This window comes from Microlunatus flavus (assembly GCF_900110855.1).
Taxonomy (GTDB): domain Bacteria; phylum Actinomycetota; class Actinomycetes; order Propionibacteriales; family Propionibacteriaceae; genus Microlunatus; species Microlunatus flavus.
In genome coordinates this window covers 190,372-204,517 of sequence record NZ_FOFA01000004.1, presented here as the reverse complement: position 1 = coordinate 204,517, position 14,146 = coordinate 190,372, and the positions used below count along the sequence as shown (strand labels likewise).

At 71.4% G+C, this 14,146-nt stretch carries 12 protein-coding genes; 4 read left to right on the top strand and 8 right to left on the bottom strand.

What is annotated here, in order from left to right; all coding sequences use genetic code 11:
- Positions 1 to 8 precede the first annotated feature (8 nt).
- Complete coding sequence (locus tag BMY04_RS11695) at positions 9 to 365, bottom strand: ArsR/SmtB family transcription factor (protein WP_198410103.1); 357 nt, start codon at positions 363 to 365, stop codon at positions 9 to 11.
- A 123-nt stretch (positions 366 to 488) separates the two neighbouring features.
- Between BMY04_RS11695 and BMY04_RS11690 the strand changes: the two genes are divergently transcribed.
- From BMY04_RS11690 to BMY04_RS11680, 3 genes are all read left to right on the top strand, one after another.
- The gene (locus tag BMY04_RS11690) at positions 489 to 1,736 is read left to right on the top strand and encodes a sodium/calcium exchanger protein (RefSeq protein ID WP_091180176.1); all 1,248 of its coding nucleotides are present in this window, start codon (positions 489 to 491) and stop codon (positions 1,734 to 1,736) included.
- 79 nt (positions 1,737 to 1,815) lie between these two features.
- Positions 1,816 to 2,544 (top strand): SDR family NAD(P)-dependent oxidoreductase, encoded by a 729-nt coding sequence (locus BMY04_RS11685; protein ID WP_232506304.1) that lies wholly within the window; start codon positions 1,816 to 1,818, stop codon positions 2,542 to 2,544.
- Between the two features lie 49 nt (positions 2,545 to 2,593).
- Positions 2,594 to 3,955, top strand: a complete 1,362-nt coding sequence (locus BMY04_RS11680) for a flavin-containing monooxygenase (RefSeq protein WP_091180172.1) — start codon at positions 2,594 to 2,596, stop codon at positions 3,953 to 3,955.
- A gap of 237 nt (positions 3,956 to 4,192) precedes the next feature.
- Here BMY04_RS11680 and BMY04_RS11675 read toward each other — a convergent pair whose 3' ends face one another.
- The 7 genes from BMY04_RS11675 to BMY04_RS11645 all read right to left on the bottom strand — a co-directional run bounded on the left by BMY04_RS11675 (position 4,193) and on the right by BMY04_RS11645 (position 11,255).
- Entirely contained in the window at positions 4,193 to 4,981 is a 789-nt protein-coding gene (locus tag BMY04_RS11675; RefSeq protein ID WP_091180169.1) for an ABC transporter ATP-binding protein, read from the bottom strand.
- The gene (locus BMY04_RS11670) at positions 4,978 to 6,054 is read right to left on the bottom strand and encodes an ABC transporter ATP-binding protein (RefSeq protein WP_232506303.1); all 1,077 of its coding nucleotides are present in this window, start codon (positions 6,052 to 6,054) and stop codon (positions 4,978 to 4,980) included. Before BMY04_RS11670 ends, BMY04_RS11675 begins: the two co-directional genes overlap by 4 nt.
- Positions 6,051 to 7,427 carry a branched-chain amino acid ABC transporter permease gene (locus BMY04_RS11665; RefSeq protein WP_091180165.1) on the bottom strand — a complete coding sequence of 459 codons (1,377 nt, stop codon included), beginning with the start codon at positions 7,425 to 7,427 and terminating at the stop codon, positions 6,051 to 6,053. The genes BMY04_RS11670 and BMY04_RS11665 overlap by 4 nt, the downstream gene beginning before the upstream one ends.
- A 4-nt stretch (positions 7,428 to 7,431) precedes the next feature.
- Positions 7,432 to 8,484 (bottom strand): branched-chain amino acid ABC transporter permease, encoded by a 1,053-nt coding sequence (locus BMY04_RS11660; protein ID WP_198410102.1) that lies wholly within the window; start codon positions 8,482 to 8,484, stop codon positions 7,432 to 7,434.
- Positions 8,485 to 8,645: 161 nt separating this feature from the next.
- Positions 8,646 to 9,920, bottom strand: coding sequence for a branched-chain amino acid ABC transporter substrate-binding protein (locus tag BMY04_RS11655; RefSeq protein ID WP_198410101.1), 1,275 nt, complete (start codon positions 9,918 to 9,920; stop codon positions 8,646 to 8,648).
- 385 nt (positions 9,921 to 10,305) lie between these two features.
- Positions 10,306 to 10,794 (bottom strand): SRPBCC family protein, encoded by a 489-nt coding sequence (locus tag BMY04_RS11650; RefSeq protein WP_091180160.1) that lies wholly within the window; start codon positions 10,792 to 10,794, stop codon positions 10,306 to 10,308.
- A 2-nt stretch (positions 10,795 to 10,796) separates the two neighbouring features.
- On the bottom strand, positions 10,797 to 11,255 hold the full coding sequence (locus BMY04_RS11645; protein WP_232506301.1) for a PaaI family thioesterase: 459 nt from the start codon (positions 11,253 to 11,255) through the stop codon (positions 10,797 to 10,799).
- Positions 11,256 to 11,404: 149 nt separating this feature from the next.
- Here BMY04_RS11645 and polA point away from each other — a divergent pair, with 149 nt between their 5' ends.
- Positions 11,405 to 14,086, top strand: a complete 2,682-nt coding sequence (gene polA / locus BMY04_RS11640) for a DNA polymerase I (RefSeq protein ID WP_232506348.1) — start codon at positions 11,405 to 11,407, stop codon at positions 14,084 to 14,086.
- The last annotated feature ends 60 nt before the right edge of the window (positions 14,087 to 14,146 follow it).

Below are 14,146 nucleotides of genomic sequence, written 5' to 3'. Positions count from 1 at the left end.
GGCGCAGGTCAGGCGTCGCCCCGCGCCCGGGGGTCTCCCAGGGGGAACGGCGGGTCGGGCGCGAGAGTGCCGTCCGGCGCCACGTGGTCGAAGATCTGGTGGATCAGGGTCAGCACGTGCGGGTCGTCGACCGTGTAGATCTGCCGCCGTCCGTCGCGCCGAGCGCTGACGAGGCCGGCCAGCCGGAGCTTGGTCAGGTGCTGGCTCGCGGTCGCGATGCTCACCCCGGCCTTCTCCGACAGGGTGCCCACGTCGTGCTCGCCGGCGGCGGCCAGCGTCACCAGGTGCAGGCGCACGGGGGCGGCCAGCAGCGCGAAGGTCCGGGCCGCGACGTCCAGCTGCTGCTCCGTCGGCTCGGCGGTCACGCGAGCATTCTGCCCGTCCTGCGCCGTCCGCGGGCCCGTCTGCGCCACGACGGCGCTGCAGGTCGGTGGCCAGCCTCCGTTTCGTCATTTGCGCGACTGACGAAACGTTGGCAGGCTGGCGTCGTGCTGCGCACCCTCCGACCCGTCCTGCTCTGCCTGGCGGTGGCCGCCCCGGCGGTCGTCGTCCGGCTGACGCACGTCGAGCTCGCCCCCGGGCTCGCGCTGCTGCTCTTCGGCGCCGGCGTCGTCGCGGCCTCCTTCGTGCTCGCCTGGGCGGCCGAGGCGGCCGAGGTCGACATCTCCGGCGGTCTCGCGATCGCCGTGCTCGCGGTCATCGCCGTGCTGCCCGAGTACGCCGTCGACCTGTACTTCGCCTACACGGCGGGCTCGCGGCCCGAGTACGTGCAGTTCGCGGCGGCCAACATGACCGGCTCCAACCGGCTGCTGCTCGGCGTGGGGTGGTCGGTCGTGGTGATCATCGCCCTCGCCGTGGCCCGGCGGCGCACGGGCCGCAGCGTCCGCGCGCTCGTGCTCGACCCCGCGTACCGGGTGGAGATCGGCTTCCTGGCGCTCGCCTCGCTGCTCGCCCTCGTCGTGCCCGCCTCCGGGCAGATCCCGCTGGTGCTCGGGCTCGTGCTGCTGGGCGTCTTCGTCTTCTACCTCGTCCGCGTCGCCGCCGGCGGCGACGACGAGGAGCCCGATCTGGTCGGGCCGGCCGCCCGCATCGGGGTCCTGCCCACCCGGAGCCGTCGCGTCGTCGTCATCTCGATGTTCGTCGTGGCGGCCGGCGTGATCCTCCTGAGCGCCGAACCCTTCGCCGAGGCCCTCGTCGCCAGCGGCCAGGCGCTCGGGATCGACCAGTTCCTGCTCGTGCAGTGGCTGGCGCCGCTGGCGTCGGAGGCGCCGGAGCTGATCGTGGCCGTGATCTTCGCGCTGCGCGGCAAGGGCGGCGCGGCCCTGGGCCTGCTGATCTCGGCCAAGGTCAACCAGTGGACCCTGCTCGTCGGCAGCCTGCCGGTCGCGTACCTGGCCGGCGGCGGCTCGACGTCGCTGCACCTCGACGCGCGGCAGGTCGAGGAGTTCAGCCTGACCATCGCCCAGACGCTGATGGGGATCGCGGTGCTGATGACCCTGCGCTTCCCGCGCTGGACGGCCTGGACGCTGCTGGCGCTGTTCGCGGTGCAGTTCGTCGTGCCCGGCACCCACGGGCGCCTGGTCCTCACCGCCGTGTACGCCGTGCTCGCGGCGGCGGCGCTCGTCGTCAACCGCCGCGGTGTCCTGCCGGCGCTCGCCGCACCGTTCCGCCGTCGTCCGGAGGAGCCGTCGACGCTCGAGGAGCACCGCGAGCCGGAGCTCGCCGGGACGCGCTGACGCCGCCCAAGGACGGTCCTTGGGCTGGGGTCGCCGAATTCCCCTTCACCTCCAGCGCGGCGTCGACCAGGCTGGACCCGTGAGCGAGGGGTCGACGACGGACGCGGCGCTGGTGACCGGCGCCGGCAGCGGCATGGGGCTGGCGACCGCGCGCCGCTACGCCGAGGACGGCTGGACGGTCCTCGCCCTCGACGCGAGCGCGGACGCGCTGGAGCGGGCGGCGGCCGAGGTGGGGGAGCGGTTCGTCCCGGTCGTCGCCGACGTCACCGACGAGGCGGCGCTGACCGACGCCGTCACCGCGGCCGCCGACGGGCTCGCGCTCCGGGTCGTCGTCAACGCCGCCGGCATCTACCCGCCCAGCACGCTCGACGACTACACCGACCCGCTGTTCCGCCGGGTCTTCGACGTCAACGTCCTCGGCATCCTCCACGTCTGCCGGGCGACGCTCCCGCTGCTGCGGGCCGCCGGCGGGGGCGGCGTCGTCAACTTCTCCTCCGTCGACGCGCTCGCCGTCTCCCCGGGCCAGCTGGTCTACAGCGCGTCCAAGGCCGCCGTCTCCGCCCTGACCCGCTCGCTCGCCGTCGAGCTCGCGCCGTACGACGTCACGGTCAACGCCGTGGCGCCCGGCTGGGTCGACACGCCCGGCAACGCCGCGACGGGCCGCATGGAGGGCGCGGCGCAGACCATCCCGCTGCGCCGGGTCGCGCAGCCCGCCGAGGTCGCCCACTGGGTCGTCCAGCTGGCCGGCGGCGGCAGCTACGTCACCGGCGAGACCCTCGTGATCAGCGGCGGCAGCCTCATCCGCTGAGGCCCCGCTGTGCCCGTCGGCCCGTCCGCACCGGAAAGGAACACCCACCATGCCCGAGGGCTCGCCCGTCTACTGCGTCATCGGCGCCGGGGCCGCCGGCCTCGCCGCGCTGCAGACGCTCCTCGCCGCCGGTCGACGGGTCGACTGCTTCGAGGCGACCGACCGCGTCGGCGGGCACTGGAACACCGACTACGAGGCCCTGCACCTCATCACCTCGCGCGACGTGACCGGCTACGCGGGCTTCCCGATGCCGGCGGACTACCCGCTCTTCCCCTCCCGCGACCAGGTGAACGCCTACCTCGGCGCGTACGCCGACGCCCACGGCCTGCGCGACCGGATCACCTTCGGCGTGCGCGTCGACTCGGTCGTCCCGGTGCCCACCTCGGGCTCGACGGGGTCGGCGGGCTGGGTGGTGACCACGTCCGACGGGCGCGAGCGGACGTACGACGGGGTGTTCGTCGCGAACGGGCACCTGCACGACCAGCGCGTCCCCGCCGTGCCCGGTGAGTTCACCGGCACCCAGGTCCACTCCGGCTCGTACACCAGCACCGCCGACGTCGAGGGCACGCGCGTCCTCGTCGTCGGTTCCGGAAACTCCGGCTGCGACCTGGCCGCCGACGCGGCGCAGCACCGCCTCGAGGTGTCGATCTGCGTCCGCTCGGGCCACATCTTCCAGCCCAAGACGTTCTTCGGCGTGCCGCGCTCGGAGCTGTCCTTCCTCAAGGGCTTCACCTTCGAGGAGCAGGACCTGCTCACCCGGCTGCTCATCCGGGTCAGCAAGGGCACCTGGGAGAACTACCCGGGCCTGCCGGAACCGCCCTTCCGCACGCTCGCCGAGGGCGCGCCCGTCGTCAACGACCTGCTCCTCTACTGGATCCAGCACGGACGCATCACCGTGGTGCCCGGCATCGAGCGGTTCGAGGGCCGTACGGTCCACTTCAGCGACGGCACCAGCCGCGAGTACGACACGGTCCTGTGGGCCACCGGCTTCCACCCGTCCCTGCCGTTCCTGTACGACGCCCTCGTGCAGACCGACGACGGCGTGCCGCTGCGCACCGGCGGCGGCGTCGTGCCCGCCGGGCTGGACCGGCTCTACCTGATCGGGATGGCGGCGCCCCGTGGCCCGCAGATCGCGCTCTACCCCGTCCAGTCGGAGCTCGCGCTGGCGATGGCCGAGCTCTGGGAGCAGGGCCTCGACTCCTCGCTCGCCGGGGCGCTCGAGGCCGAGCAGCCCTTCGAGCGGCGCATCGACATGCTGCGTCCGGCCTGGGAGGCGCAGATGGAGGCGACCCGCGCGCTCGTGCAGCGGCTCGGAGTTGGGCTGCAGGCCCGGCTCGACCCGGCCCCGCCGCACCCGCCGCACGAAGCGGTGCCGGAGGCGGGCCGCTACGACGAGGCCGTCGCCGGCTGAGCCGTGCTCCACCGACTCCGGGGGAGCACGCCGTGTTCCCGTCGAGGGGTAGGTTGCCGCGCTCCACGGGGCGTTTCAGACGCGGCAACCTACCGCTCGGCGGGTGTTGGGGAACGGGCCACGGGGGCACGGGCCACGGGCGTGGACGCAGGAACGCGAACGGCGCACGTCCCGCCCAGCCGTGAGGCTCTGCGGTCCGTGCGCCGTCCGTGCGTGAGGGGAGGAAGCGCTCCCGGGCTAGTGCCCGCCCAGGTACGCCGCGGTGACCGAGGGGTCGTCGAGGAGCTTGCTCGCCTCGCCCTGGGTGTTGAGGCGGCCCGACTCGAGGACGTACGCGTAGTCGGCGATCTCGAGCGCCGCGAGGGCGTTCTGCTCGACGAGCAGGACGGTGACGCCCTGCGTGCGGATCTTCTCGATGGTCTCGAAGATCACGTCGACCAGCACCGGGGCGAGACCCATGGAGGGCTCGTCCAGGAGCAGCAGGCGCGGGTTGCCCAGGAGGGCGCGGGCGACGGCGAGCATCTGCTGCTCGCCGCCGGACATGGTCCCGGCCTTCTGGTTGATCCGCTCGCGGAGCCGGGGGAACAGCTCGAGGACGTTCTCGCGGTCCTCCGCGATCTTCGCCGTGTCCTTGCGGGTGAAGGCGCCGAGGTCGAGGTTCTCCGACACGGTCATCCGCTGGAAGATCTTGCGGCCCTCGGGGGACTGGCAGATCCCGAGCTTGACCACCTCGTGGCCGGGGATGCCGTTGATCTTGCTGCCCTCGAAGACGACGTCCCCGCTCTTGGGCCGCAGCAGGCCCGAGATGGTGCGCAGCGTCGTCGACTTGCCGGCACCGTTGGAGCCGATCAGGGTGACGATCTCGCCCTGGTGCACGGTCATCGACAGGTTCTGCACCGCGGCGATGTTGCCGTAGCTGACCGAGAGGTCCTTGAGCTCGAGGATGACCTCCTTGCCCGCCTCCCGCGAGCGGGCCCCCTGGGCCGCGACGGAGTCCTGCGCGCTGTCCTGCGCCTGCGCGCTCATGCCTGCTCCCCGTCCGTGGTGGTGGTCGGTGCCGCGACGGCCACGCCGCCGGCCTGGGCGTCCCCGGGCTTCGGGAGGCGCTTGCCCTCCCGGGTCCCGGTCTTGCCGAGGTAGGCCTCGATCACCTGCTGGTTGTTGCGGATGTCGTCCGGCGTGCCCTCGGCGATCATCGCGCCGCGGTCGAGCACCGTGATGCGCTCGCTGATCTTCATGATCACGCTCATGTCGTGCTCGATCAGCAGCACCGAGATGTCCTTCTCGTCCCGGACCCGGTAGACGAAGTCGTTGAAGTTCGCCGACTCCTGCGGGTTCATGCCGGCCGTGGGCTCGTCGAGCAGCAGCACCTTGGGCTTGAGCGCCATGGCCCGGGCGATCTCCAGGCGGCGCTGGTCGCCGTACGAGAGGTTGCGGGCGAGCTCGCCGACGGTCTTGCCGATGCCGACGTAGTCGAGGAGCTCGCGGGCGGTCTCCCGCGCCTCGCGCTCCTCGCGCCGCTGGCCGGGCGTCCGGATGATCGTCGACATGACCCCCGCCTTGAGGTGGGAGTGCATGGCGACCATGACGTTCTCCTCGGCGGTCATGAGACCGAAGAGGCGGATGTTCTGGAACGTCCGGGCCAGGCCCATCGCCGCCCGCTTGTGCGGCTTGACCGGGGTGATGTCCTTCCCGTTCAGGTACACCGCGCCCTCGGTCGCCTCGTACAGGCCGGTGAGCACGTTGAAGAACGTCGTCTTCCCCGCACCGTTGGGCCCGATCAGGCTGACGACCGACTTCGGCGGGATCGCGAACGACACGTTGTCGACCGCGGTCAGGCCGCCGAAGCGGATGGTGATGCGGTCGGCGTAGAGGACGTTCGCCTCGACGGGGTCGACCCCGGCCGGCGTCCCCGGGACGACCGGCTGGCGGACGGGACCGTCGACGCCGCTCTCGGTGCTGTCGGGCCGGCCGTACCCCGCGGCACCGCTGGGGTCGCCGGGGGTGTTCGGCGTGCCGCCGAGCTGGGTGGTGTCGGCCAGCGTCTCCTTCAGGCCCTCGCGGACCTTCTCGCCGGCACCGTGGCTGGGCTCGCTCACGACTCGTCCTCTCGTCGGGCACCGCTACTGGTGCCGGCTCCCGCCGCCGCCCCGGAACCGGCCATGGCCGCCGCGGACGCGGCGATCTTGGCGTCGGCCCCGGCGTCGGAGTGCTCGACCGCGTCGGTCTCGGCCTCGGCCTCGAGGCTGTCGGCCCCGAGCGACTCGGCCTCGGTGCGCGACGGCATCTGCATGAGGGCCTTGGTGCGGCTCTCGGGGATCAGGCCCTCGCGGCGGAACAGCATCATCAGCACGAGCAGCAGGCCGAGGATGACGTAGTTGTAGCGGGGCAGGCTGGCCTCGAGGTTGGTGCCGGCGATCGCGTCGATCTGCACGCCGATCTGCTTGAGGCCGTTGCTGTTGAGCCACGACAGCAGGAACGCACCGATGGTGACGCCCCAGACGTTGCCCATGCCGCCGAGCACGACCATCAGCAGCACCAGCACCGACTTGCCGAAGTCGAAGCCGGACGGGGACACCGCGGTGGTGATCGCGGACGCGTTCGCCACGCCGCCGATGCCGCCGAAGAAGGCGCCGACCGCGTACGCGAGCAGCTTCACCCGGACCAGCGGGACGCCCATCATGGAGGCGGCCAGCTCGTCCTCGCGCAGCGCGAGCCAGGCCCGGCCGAGCCGGCCCTCGCGGATGCGCAGCGAGACGAAGATGCAGATGCCGACCAGCAGGCCGAGCACGAGGATCTTCCACACGTTGCCGGCGGCCGAGTTGGTCAGCAGCGGCGGGGCGATGCCGGCAGCGCCCAGGGGACCGGTGCCGATCGGGTCGATGGGGGAGATGCCCGGGTCGCCGTTGGCCAGGTTGAAGCCCGCGATGTCGCCGGAGTTGCGGAAGAACTGCGTGATGACCTCGCCGAAGCCCAGGGTCACCAGGGCCAGGTAGTCACCGCGCAGACGCAGCGTCGGGGCGCCGATGATCAGGCCGAGGATCGCGCACAGGATGCCGGCGACGATGCACACCAGCCAGAAGTTGATGTGCGTGCCGGGCAGCGTCGACTTGACCGGGGAGAACAGGTGGAAGTCCCACGTCCAGTTGAACGGGAACGCCATCAGCCAGCCGGCGGTGTAGCCGCCGAGGGCCCAGAAGGCCACGTAGCCGAGGTCGAGCAGACCGGCGTAGCCGACGACGACGTTCAGGCCCAGGGCCATGATCGCCCACATCAGGCACTCGTTGATCGTCGCGACCGGGAGCCAGGCGAGGACCGGCGCCGAGACCGGCTTGACCAGGCTCGGCAGGATCGAGAAGTAGAGGAAGAACAGGAAGAGGATGACGACGACGTAGCCGATCGGCCACGCGAGCCTCCCCAGCGAGCGCTGGCCCCCCGAGGAGCTCGGCGCGGCGTGCGAAGCAGCAGCCATGGCGCTACACCTTCTCCGTCGTCGGACGCCCGAAGATGCCCTCGGGCTTGAAGACCATCAGGATGATCAAGATGATGAAGACGACGCTCTGCGACCAGGTGGAGCCGAGGCCGTAGGCACCGCCCTCGTTGAGGGCCTGGATGATGCCGATCGACAGCCCGCCGACGACCGCGCCGCTCAGGTTGCCGATGCCGCCCAGCACCGCGGAGGTGAAGGCGATCAGGCCGAGCTGGGTGCCGGTGTCGTAGTAGGTCTGCGTCTGGCAGAGGAAGTAGAGGACGCCCGCCGCGCCGGCCAGGGCACCGCCCAGGCCGAACACGAACGAGATCGTGCCGTTGACGTTGATGCCCATGAGCCGGGCGCCGTCCTGGTCCTGCGCGACCGCGCGCATGGCCTTGCCCATCTTGGTGCGGGACACGATCCAGGTCATGAGCAGCAGCAGCGGCACGGTGACCGCGAGGACCATGACCAGCTTGTAGACGTAGACGCCCTCGATGACCGGGCCGCCCCAGGTGATCGGCCAGTTCTTCTGCGCCGAGCCGTTCACGTACTCCTGCTGAGCGATGCCGCGGAAGATGAAGGAGAGCCCGACCGCGGTCATCAGCGGCGCCAGCTTGGGCGCCGAGCGCAGCCGGCGGTACGCGAGGAACTCGGCCGACATGTTGATGAAGCCGCCCGCAGCCATGCAGACCACCAGGGCCAGCAGCAGCGCCAGGATGCTGACCGCGGTGAGCTGCGTGACGCCGAGCAGGGTGACCATGAGGCCCGCCGCGATGATCGTGGTGAGCATGAACAGGTCGCCGTGGGCGAAGTTGATGAGCTCGACGATGCCGTAGACCATCGTGTAGCCAAGGGCGACGAGGGCGTAGAGCAGGCCGTTCTGCAGGCCCACGAGCAGGGAGCCGAGGAAGCGGTCGGGGTCGGCGACGATGTTCGCGACGAGCCAGACCAGGACCAGGGCGAGGACGGCGTAGCCCAGGATGCGTTCGACCACGGGTCCGAGCCGGACCTTGGCCTTCCTCTGGGTACCCCCGACGACGAGCGACGCTGTGGCCACGGGTCAACCTTTCTTCGACGGCGCCGGTGACGCCGAGGCTGTGCCGGGTCGGGCGACCCGGCGGTGGTGCGGCAGGCGGTGCGGCGCGCCCGGGGCGCGTCCGCGGCAGGGACGAGAAAACCCGCCGGGCCGGCACGAGGCCGGACCCGGCGGGTTCGTCGTCAGGAGATGGACTGCGACTTGAAGAACGTCTCCGCGTTGTCCTTGATGACCTCGATGGTGAGGTCCTTCGCGGACGTGTCACCCGTCGTCGGGTCGATCTTGATCTCCTTGCCGAGCACCGACTGGTCGGCCGGGATGGTGATCCCGGAGCCGCCCAGCACCTGGTCGGTCACGCTCTTGCGCGTGCCGTCGGACTTGGCGATCGCGTCGAGGATGACCTGGACCGCCGCGACGCCGTACAGCGGGTACGAGCCGTCCGGAGCCTTGTTGTACTTCGCCTTGTAGGCGTCGAGGAGCTTGGCGCCCGCGCCGCCGGCCTTGGCCAGCTGGTCCTGTGTCAGACCGGCGAAGGTGAGGTACATGCCCTTCGACTGGTCCAGCTTGAGCAGGTCGGGGTAGCCGGTGAAGCCGTCCGGCGCGAGGAGCTTGACCGCGCCGTCGTTCGGGCCGAGGACCGAGACCTTGTCCTTGACGAGCTGGCCGCCGTTGTTGTCGTAGATGCCGCCGAGGTAGACGATGTCGGCGCCGGAGGCCTTGACCGCCTGGAAGAGCGCGGTGTAGTTCGGCTGCTTCGCGTCCCAGCTCTGCTTGCCGACGATCTCGATGCCGTTCTTCTGCGCGTTCTCCTCGAAGGCGCGCGCGACACCCAGGCCGTAGGTCTGGTTGTCGTTGAGGACGAAGGCCTTCTTGACCTTGAGGTCGTTGGCCGCGAACGCCGCCGCGCCGACACCCTGGTAGTCGTCGGTGGTGATCGTGCGGGCGAAGTTGCGCGTGCCGCTCGGGTAGTACTTGTCGGGCTCGCCCGGGTCCCAGGCCTTCGTGAGGCCCGGGTTGGTGTTGGCGTGGCTGACCATCAACATGTTGTCCTGGTTGAGGGTCGGCAGCTCGATCTTGGCGCAGCCGGAGTTGTACGTGCCCATGACCGCGACCTCGTTGGTGTTGGCCACGTGGTCGGTCGCGTTCTTGGCGCAGGCCGCGTCGTCCCACGCGCCCTTGGCGGCGGTGGAGTCGTCGTAGGTCTGCAGCTTGATGTTGTAGTTGCCGGCCTTGTTGCCCACCTGGTCGAGGTAGAGCTGGATCAGGTTGTTGGTCGACTCGCTGGTGGACGCGCTCGCGCCCTGGAGCGGAAGGTCGGTCGAGATGATCAGGTCGGTCGGGGTGCCCCCGCCGCTGCCGGTGTCACCGCCACCGTTCGTGCCGTTGGCGCACGCCGTCAGGGACAGGGCGGCGATCGCGCCCAGCGCCGCGACGCGCGTCAGGGTTCGTGCTGGCAAGGGATTTCCTCCTCGTGCATCTCGGCCGGCACACCGTGCGCCGACCGGGGCATTGCTTGTCGTACGGCCACCCGCCCGGCGGTGCGGCCGGCTCCTTTCCGAGGAGCCGGCCAGGGGGTTCCGGACGGCGTCCCGGCAGTGACCGGGCCCGCCGACCCGGGGGTCGACGGACATGGTGCGCTGCCGCAGCCTTACGGAGGGTTATATCCGACTTGTTACCGAAAATGACCACGTTGTTACCGTTTGTTATGACGTTGGAACGCGTGAAGATGCATTTGTCGGCTGTCAGACAATAGTTCCTGCGTGAGGTCGCCTCAGCGGCGCAACATCTTTGCGCCTCGGGGCTCGTCTGTCCAGGGGTCCGGCCAGATTCCTGAGGACGCCTTCAGGTGGCGGCGGCGAGCACGACCGGGTCGCCGCACGCGGTGCGGAAGGCCTCGATGCGGGCCCGGATCTCGCGGCCGAGCAGCCGCTGCCCCAGGGGCTCGGCGACACCGCGCAGCAGCCGCGGCCGGACGGCGTAGGTGTACTTCCAGGTCGCCAGCGTCCCTGCGACGCCGGCGCGGGTCTGGGCCTCGAAGCGCCACCCGCCCCCGAACGAGGCGAAGAACCACGGTCCTTCCTCCATCGTCATCCCCACCGACGTCGGGGGCCGGTAGGAGACGTAGCGGCTGACCATCCGCAGGCCGCGGCCGGGCCCGACGCTCGAGCGGGTCAGCGTGCGCACGTCCTTGCCCGGGGCGTCGGCGTCGAGGAGGTGCTGCTCGCGGATGAAGGGGTCCCAGCGCAGCCGCACGGCCCCGGTCGTCTGGCTGACCGCGAACGCGACGTCGGGAGGCGCCGGCACCCAGGCCCCCGCCACGACCTGCGGCACGCTCAGTCCCGGCCGGGTGCCGGGCCCGGACCGTCCGCCGCGGGCTCGGGCGGCAGCACCTGGCAGGTCACGCGGGCCGTGCACACCCGGCGGCCCTGGTCGTCGCTGAGGACGACCTCGTACGACGTGACGCGCCGGCCCAGCCGCAGCGCGGTCGCGACGCCGCTGACCCGGCCGCTGCGGACCGAGCGGTGGTGGGTGGCGTTGAGGTCGACCCCCACGGCCACCGAACCCGGGGCGAGGGCGTGCGCATGGGCGAAGGAGCCGATCGAGGCGAGGGTCTCGGCCAGCACGCACGAGGCGCCGCCGTGCCACAGGCCGTACGGCTGCGTGTTCCCCTCGACGGGCATGGAGCCGGCGACGCGGTCGGGCGTCAGCTCGGTGACCTCGAGGCCCATCTTCGTGTCGAGCGCGCTGGCGGTCGTGGCCCACCAGTCGGGCAGCGCGGGAGTCTGGCTCACCTGGGCACCCTGCCACGCACGGGGTCTTCGTGGCGCCCGGCCTGTCGGTGGGCGCGGATAGAGTCGGGCAGGTGCCGACAGCGACCAAGACGAAGCCGGGGGCTGCGGGAGCCAAGGGGGGCGCGGCCGCCCAGCCGACCCGTCCCAAGCTGCTGCTCCTGGACGGGCACTCGCTCGCCTACCGGGCGTTCTTCGCGCTGCCGGTCGAGAACTTCTCGACCCAGACCGGCCAGCACACCAACGGCGTCTTCGGCTTCACGTCGATGCTCATCAACGTCCTGCGCGACGAGGCCCCGACCCACGTCGGCGTGGCCTTCGACGTCAGCCGCCAGACCTTCCGCAACGAGATCTACAGCGAGTACAAGGCGACGCGGTCGGAGAGCCCGAGCGAGTTCCGCGGCCAGGTCGACCTGGTCAAGGAGGTGCTGATCGCCCTCAACATCCCCTTCGTCGAGAAGCCGGGGTTCGAGGCCGACGACGTCATCGGCACCCTGACCACCCGGGCGCGCGACGCCGGCTGGGACGTGCTGATCTGCACGGGTGACCGCGACGCGTTCCAGCTGGTCAGCGAGGAGGTGACCGTCCTCTACCCGCGCAAGGGCGTCTCCGACCTGGCCCGGATGACGCCGGAGGCGGTGCAGGAGCGCTACCTCATGGCACCGGAGCGCTACCCCGACCTCGCGGCGCTGGTGGGGGAGACGAGCGACAACCTCCCCGGCATCCCCGGCGTCGGGCCGAAGACCGCGGCGAAGTGGCTCGACCAGTACGGCGACCTCGAGACGCTCGTCGCCCACGCCGGCGAGCTCAAGGGCAAGGCGGCGCAGGCGTTCCAGGAGCGCACCGAGTCCGTGCTGCGCAACCGGCAGGTCAACGCGCTGGTCCGCGACCTCGAGCTGTCCGTCGGCATCGACGACCTCGAGCGCAAGCCGTGGAACCGCGAGGCCGTCCACACGCTCTTCGACGGGCTCGAGTTCCGCGTGCTGCGCGACCGGCTGCTGGAGGCCCTGCCGAACTCCGACGAGATGGTCGCCGAGGGCGGCTTCGACATGGTCGGCGAGCAGCTGGCCGCGGGGCAGCTCGCGGGCTGGCTCGCGGAGCACACCGGCGACGGGCGCACGGGCCTGGACGTGGTCGGGCACTGGGGGTCGGGGTCCGGCGACGTGCGGGCGCTCTCGCTCGCCGCGGCCGACGGCGCGGCCGCCTACGTCGACGTCACCGAGCTGCTGCCCGACGACGAGCAGGTGCTGGCGGCGTGGCTGGCCGACGAGGCGCGGCCGAAGGCGATGCACGACGCCAAGGGCCCGCTGCTCGCCGCGTGGGCGCGCGGGTGGGACCTCGCCGGCCTCACCTCCGACACCCAGCTCGCGGCCTACCTCGTCCGGCCCGACCAGCGCACCTTCGACCTCGCGGACCTGACGGTGCGCTACCTCAAGCGCGAGCTGAAGGTCGAGGGCGAGGAGGAGGTCACCGACCCCGACCAGGACGCCCTCGACTTCGGCGACGACGACTCCGGCGCGAAAACCGCGGCCGACGCGTCGATGGTGCGCGCCCGGGCCGTGATCGACCTGGCCGACGCCCTCGACACCCAGATCGAGGAGCGCGGCGGCACGAGCCTGCTCTACGGCGTCGAGCTCCCGCTGCTCCGCACGCTGGCGCGGATGGAGCGCACGGGCGTAGCCGTCGACGTCGACCACCTCCGCGCGCTCGAGGCGGAGTTCGACTCGACGGTCAGCCGGGCGGCGGCCGAGGCGTACGAGGTCCTCGGCAAGCAGATCAACCTCGGCTCGCCCAAGCAGCTGCAGGTCGTGCTGTTCGACGAGCTCGGCATGCCCAAGACCCGGCGCACCAAGTCCGGCTACACCACCGACGCCGAGGCGCTGCAGTCGCTCTACGCCAAGACCGAGCACCCGTTCCTGCAGCACCTGCTCACCCACCGCGACGCGATCCGGCTGCGGCAGACCGTCGAGGGCCTGCTCAAGTCGGTCGCCGACGACGGGCGGATCCACACGACGTACGTGCAGACGATCGCGGCGACCGGCCGGCTCTCGAGCACCGACCCCAACCTGCAGAACATCCCCATCCGCACCGAGGAGGGACGCCGGATCCGGCAGGCCTTCGTGGTGGGGCCGGGCTACGCGTCGCTGATGTCGGCCGACTACAGCCAGATCGAGATGCGGATCATGGCCCACGCCAGCGACGACGAGGCGCTGATCGAGGCCTTCAAGTCCGGCATGGACTTCCACACCGTCACCGCCTCGCGGGTGTTCGGCGTCGATCCCGACGCGGTCACCGGCGCCGAGCGGGCCAAGATCAAGGCGATGAACTACGGGCTCGCTTACGGGCTGTCCGCGTTCGGGCTGAGCCAGCAGCTGCACATCGAGACGTCCGAGGCCAAGGCGCTGATGGACGAGTACTTCGAACGGTTCGGCGACGTGCGGACCTACCTGCACGGCCTCGTCGCGGACGCCCGCCGCACCGAGTACACCGAGACGATCCTCGGCCGGCGCCGCTACCTGCCCGACCTGATGAGCGACAACCGCCAGCGGCGCGAGATGGCCGAGCGGATGGCGCTGAACGCGCCCATCCAGGGTTCCGCGGCCGACATCATCAAGGTCGCGATGCTCGACGTCGAGCAGGCGCTCGACGACTCGGGGATGCGCAGCCGGATGCTGCTGCAGGTGCACGACGAGCTCGTGTTCGAGGTCGGCGCAGGGGAGCGCGAGGCCCTCGAGGAGCTGGTCCGCACCAAGATGGGCCAGGCGGTGGAGATGAGCGTCCCGCTGGACGTCTCCGTCGGCGTGGGTCGCAGCTGGCACGACGCCGCGCACTGAATGGTCTGGTCGCTCTGACGGCGGACGCCTCACCGTCCCGACCTGAGCACGCCACCCGTG

What these genes read in the sequence shown, in the direction of transcription:
- BMY04_RS11680 (WP_091180172.1), top strand. Translation starts at nt 2,594, where the DNA reads ATGCCCGAGGGCTCGCCCGTCTACTGCGTCATCGGCGCCGGGGCCGCC.
- BMY04_RS11675 (WP_091180169.1), bottom strand. Translation starts at nt 4,981, where the DNA reads ATGAGCGCGCAGGCGCAGGACAGCGCGCAGGACTCCGTCGCGGCCCAG.
- BMY04_RS11665 (WP_091180165.1), bottom strand. Translation starts at nt 7,427, where the DNA reads ATGGCTGCTGCTTCGCACGCCGCGCCGAGCTCCTCGGGGGGCCAGCGC.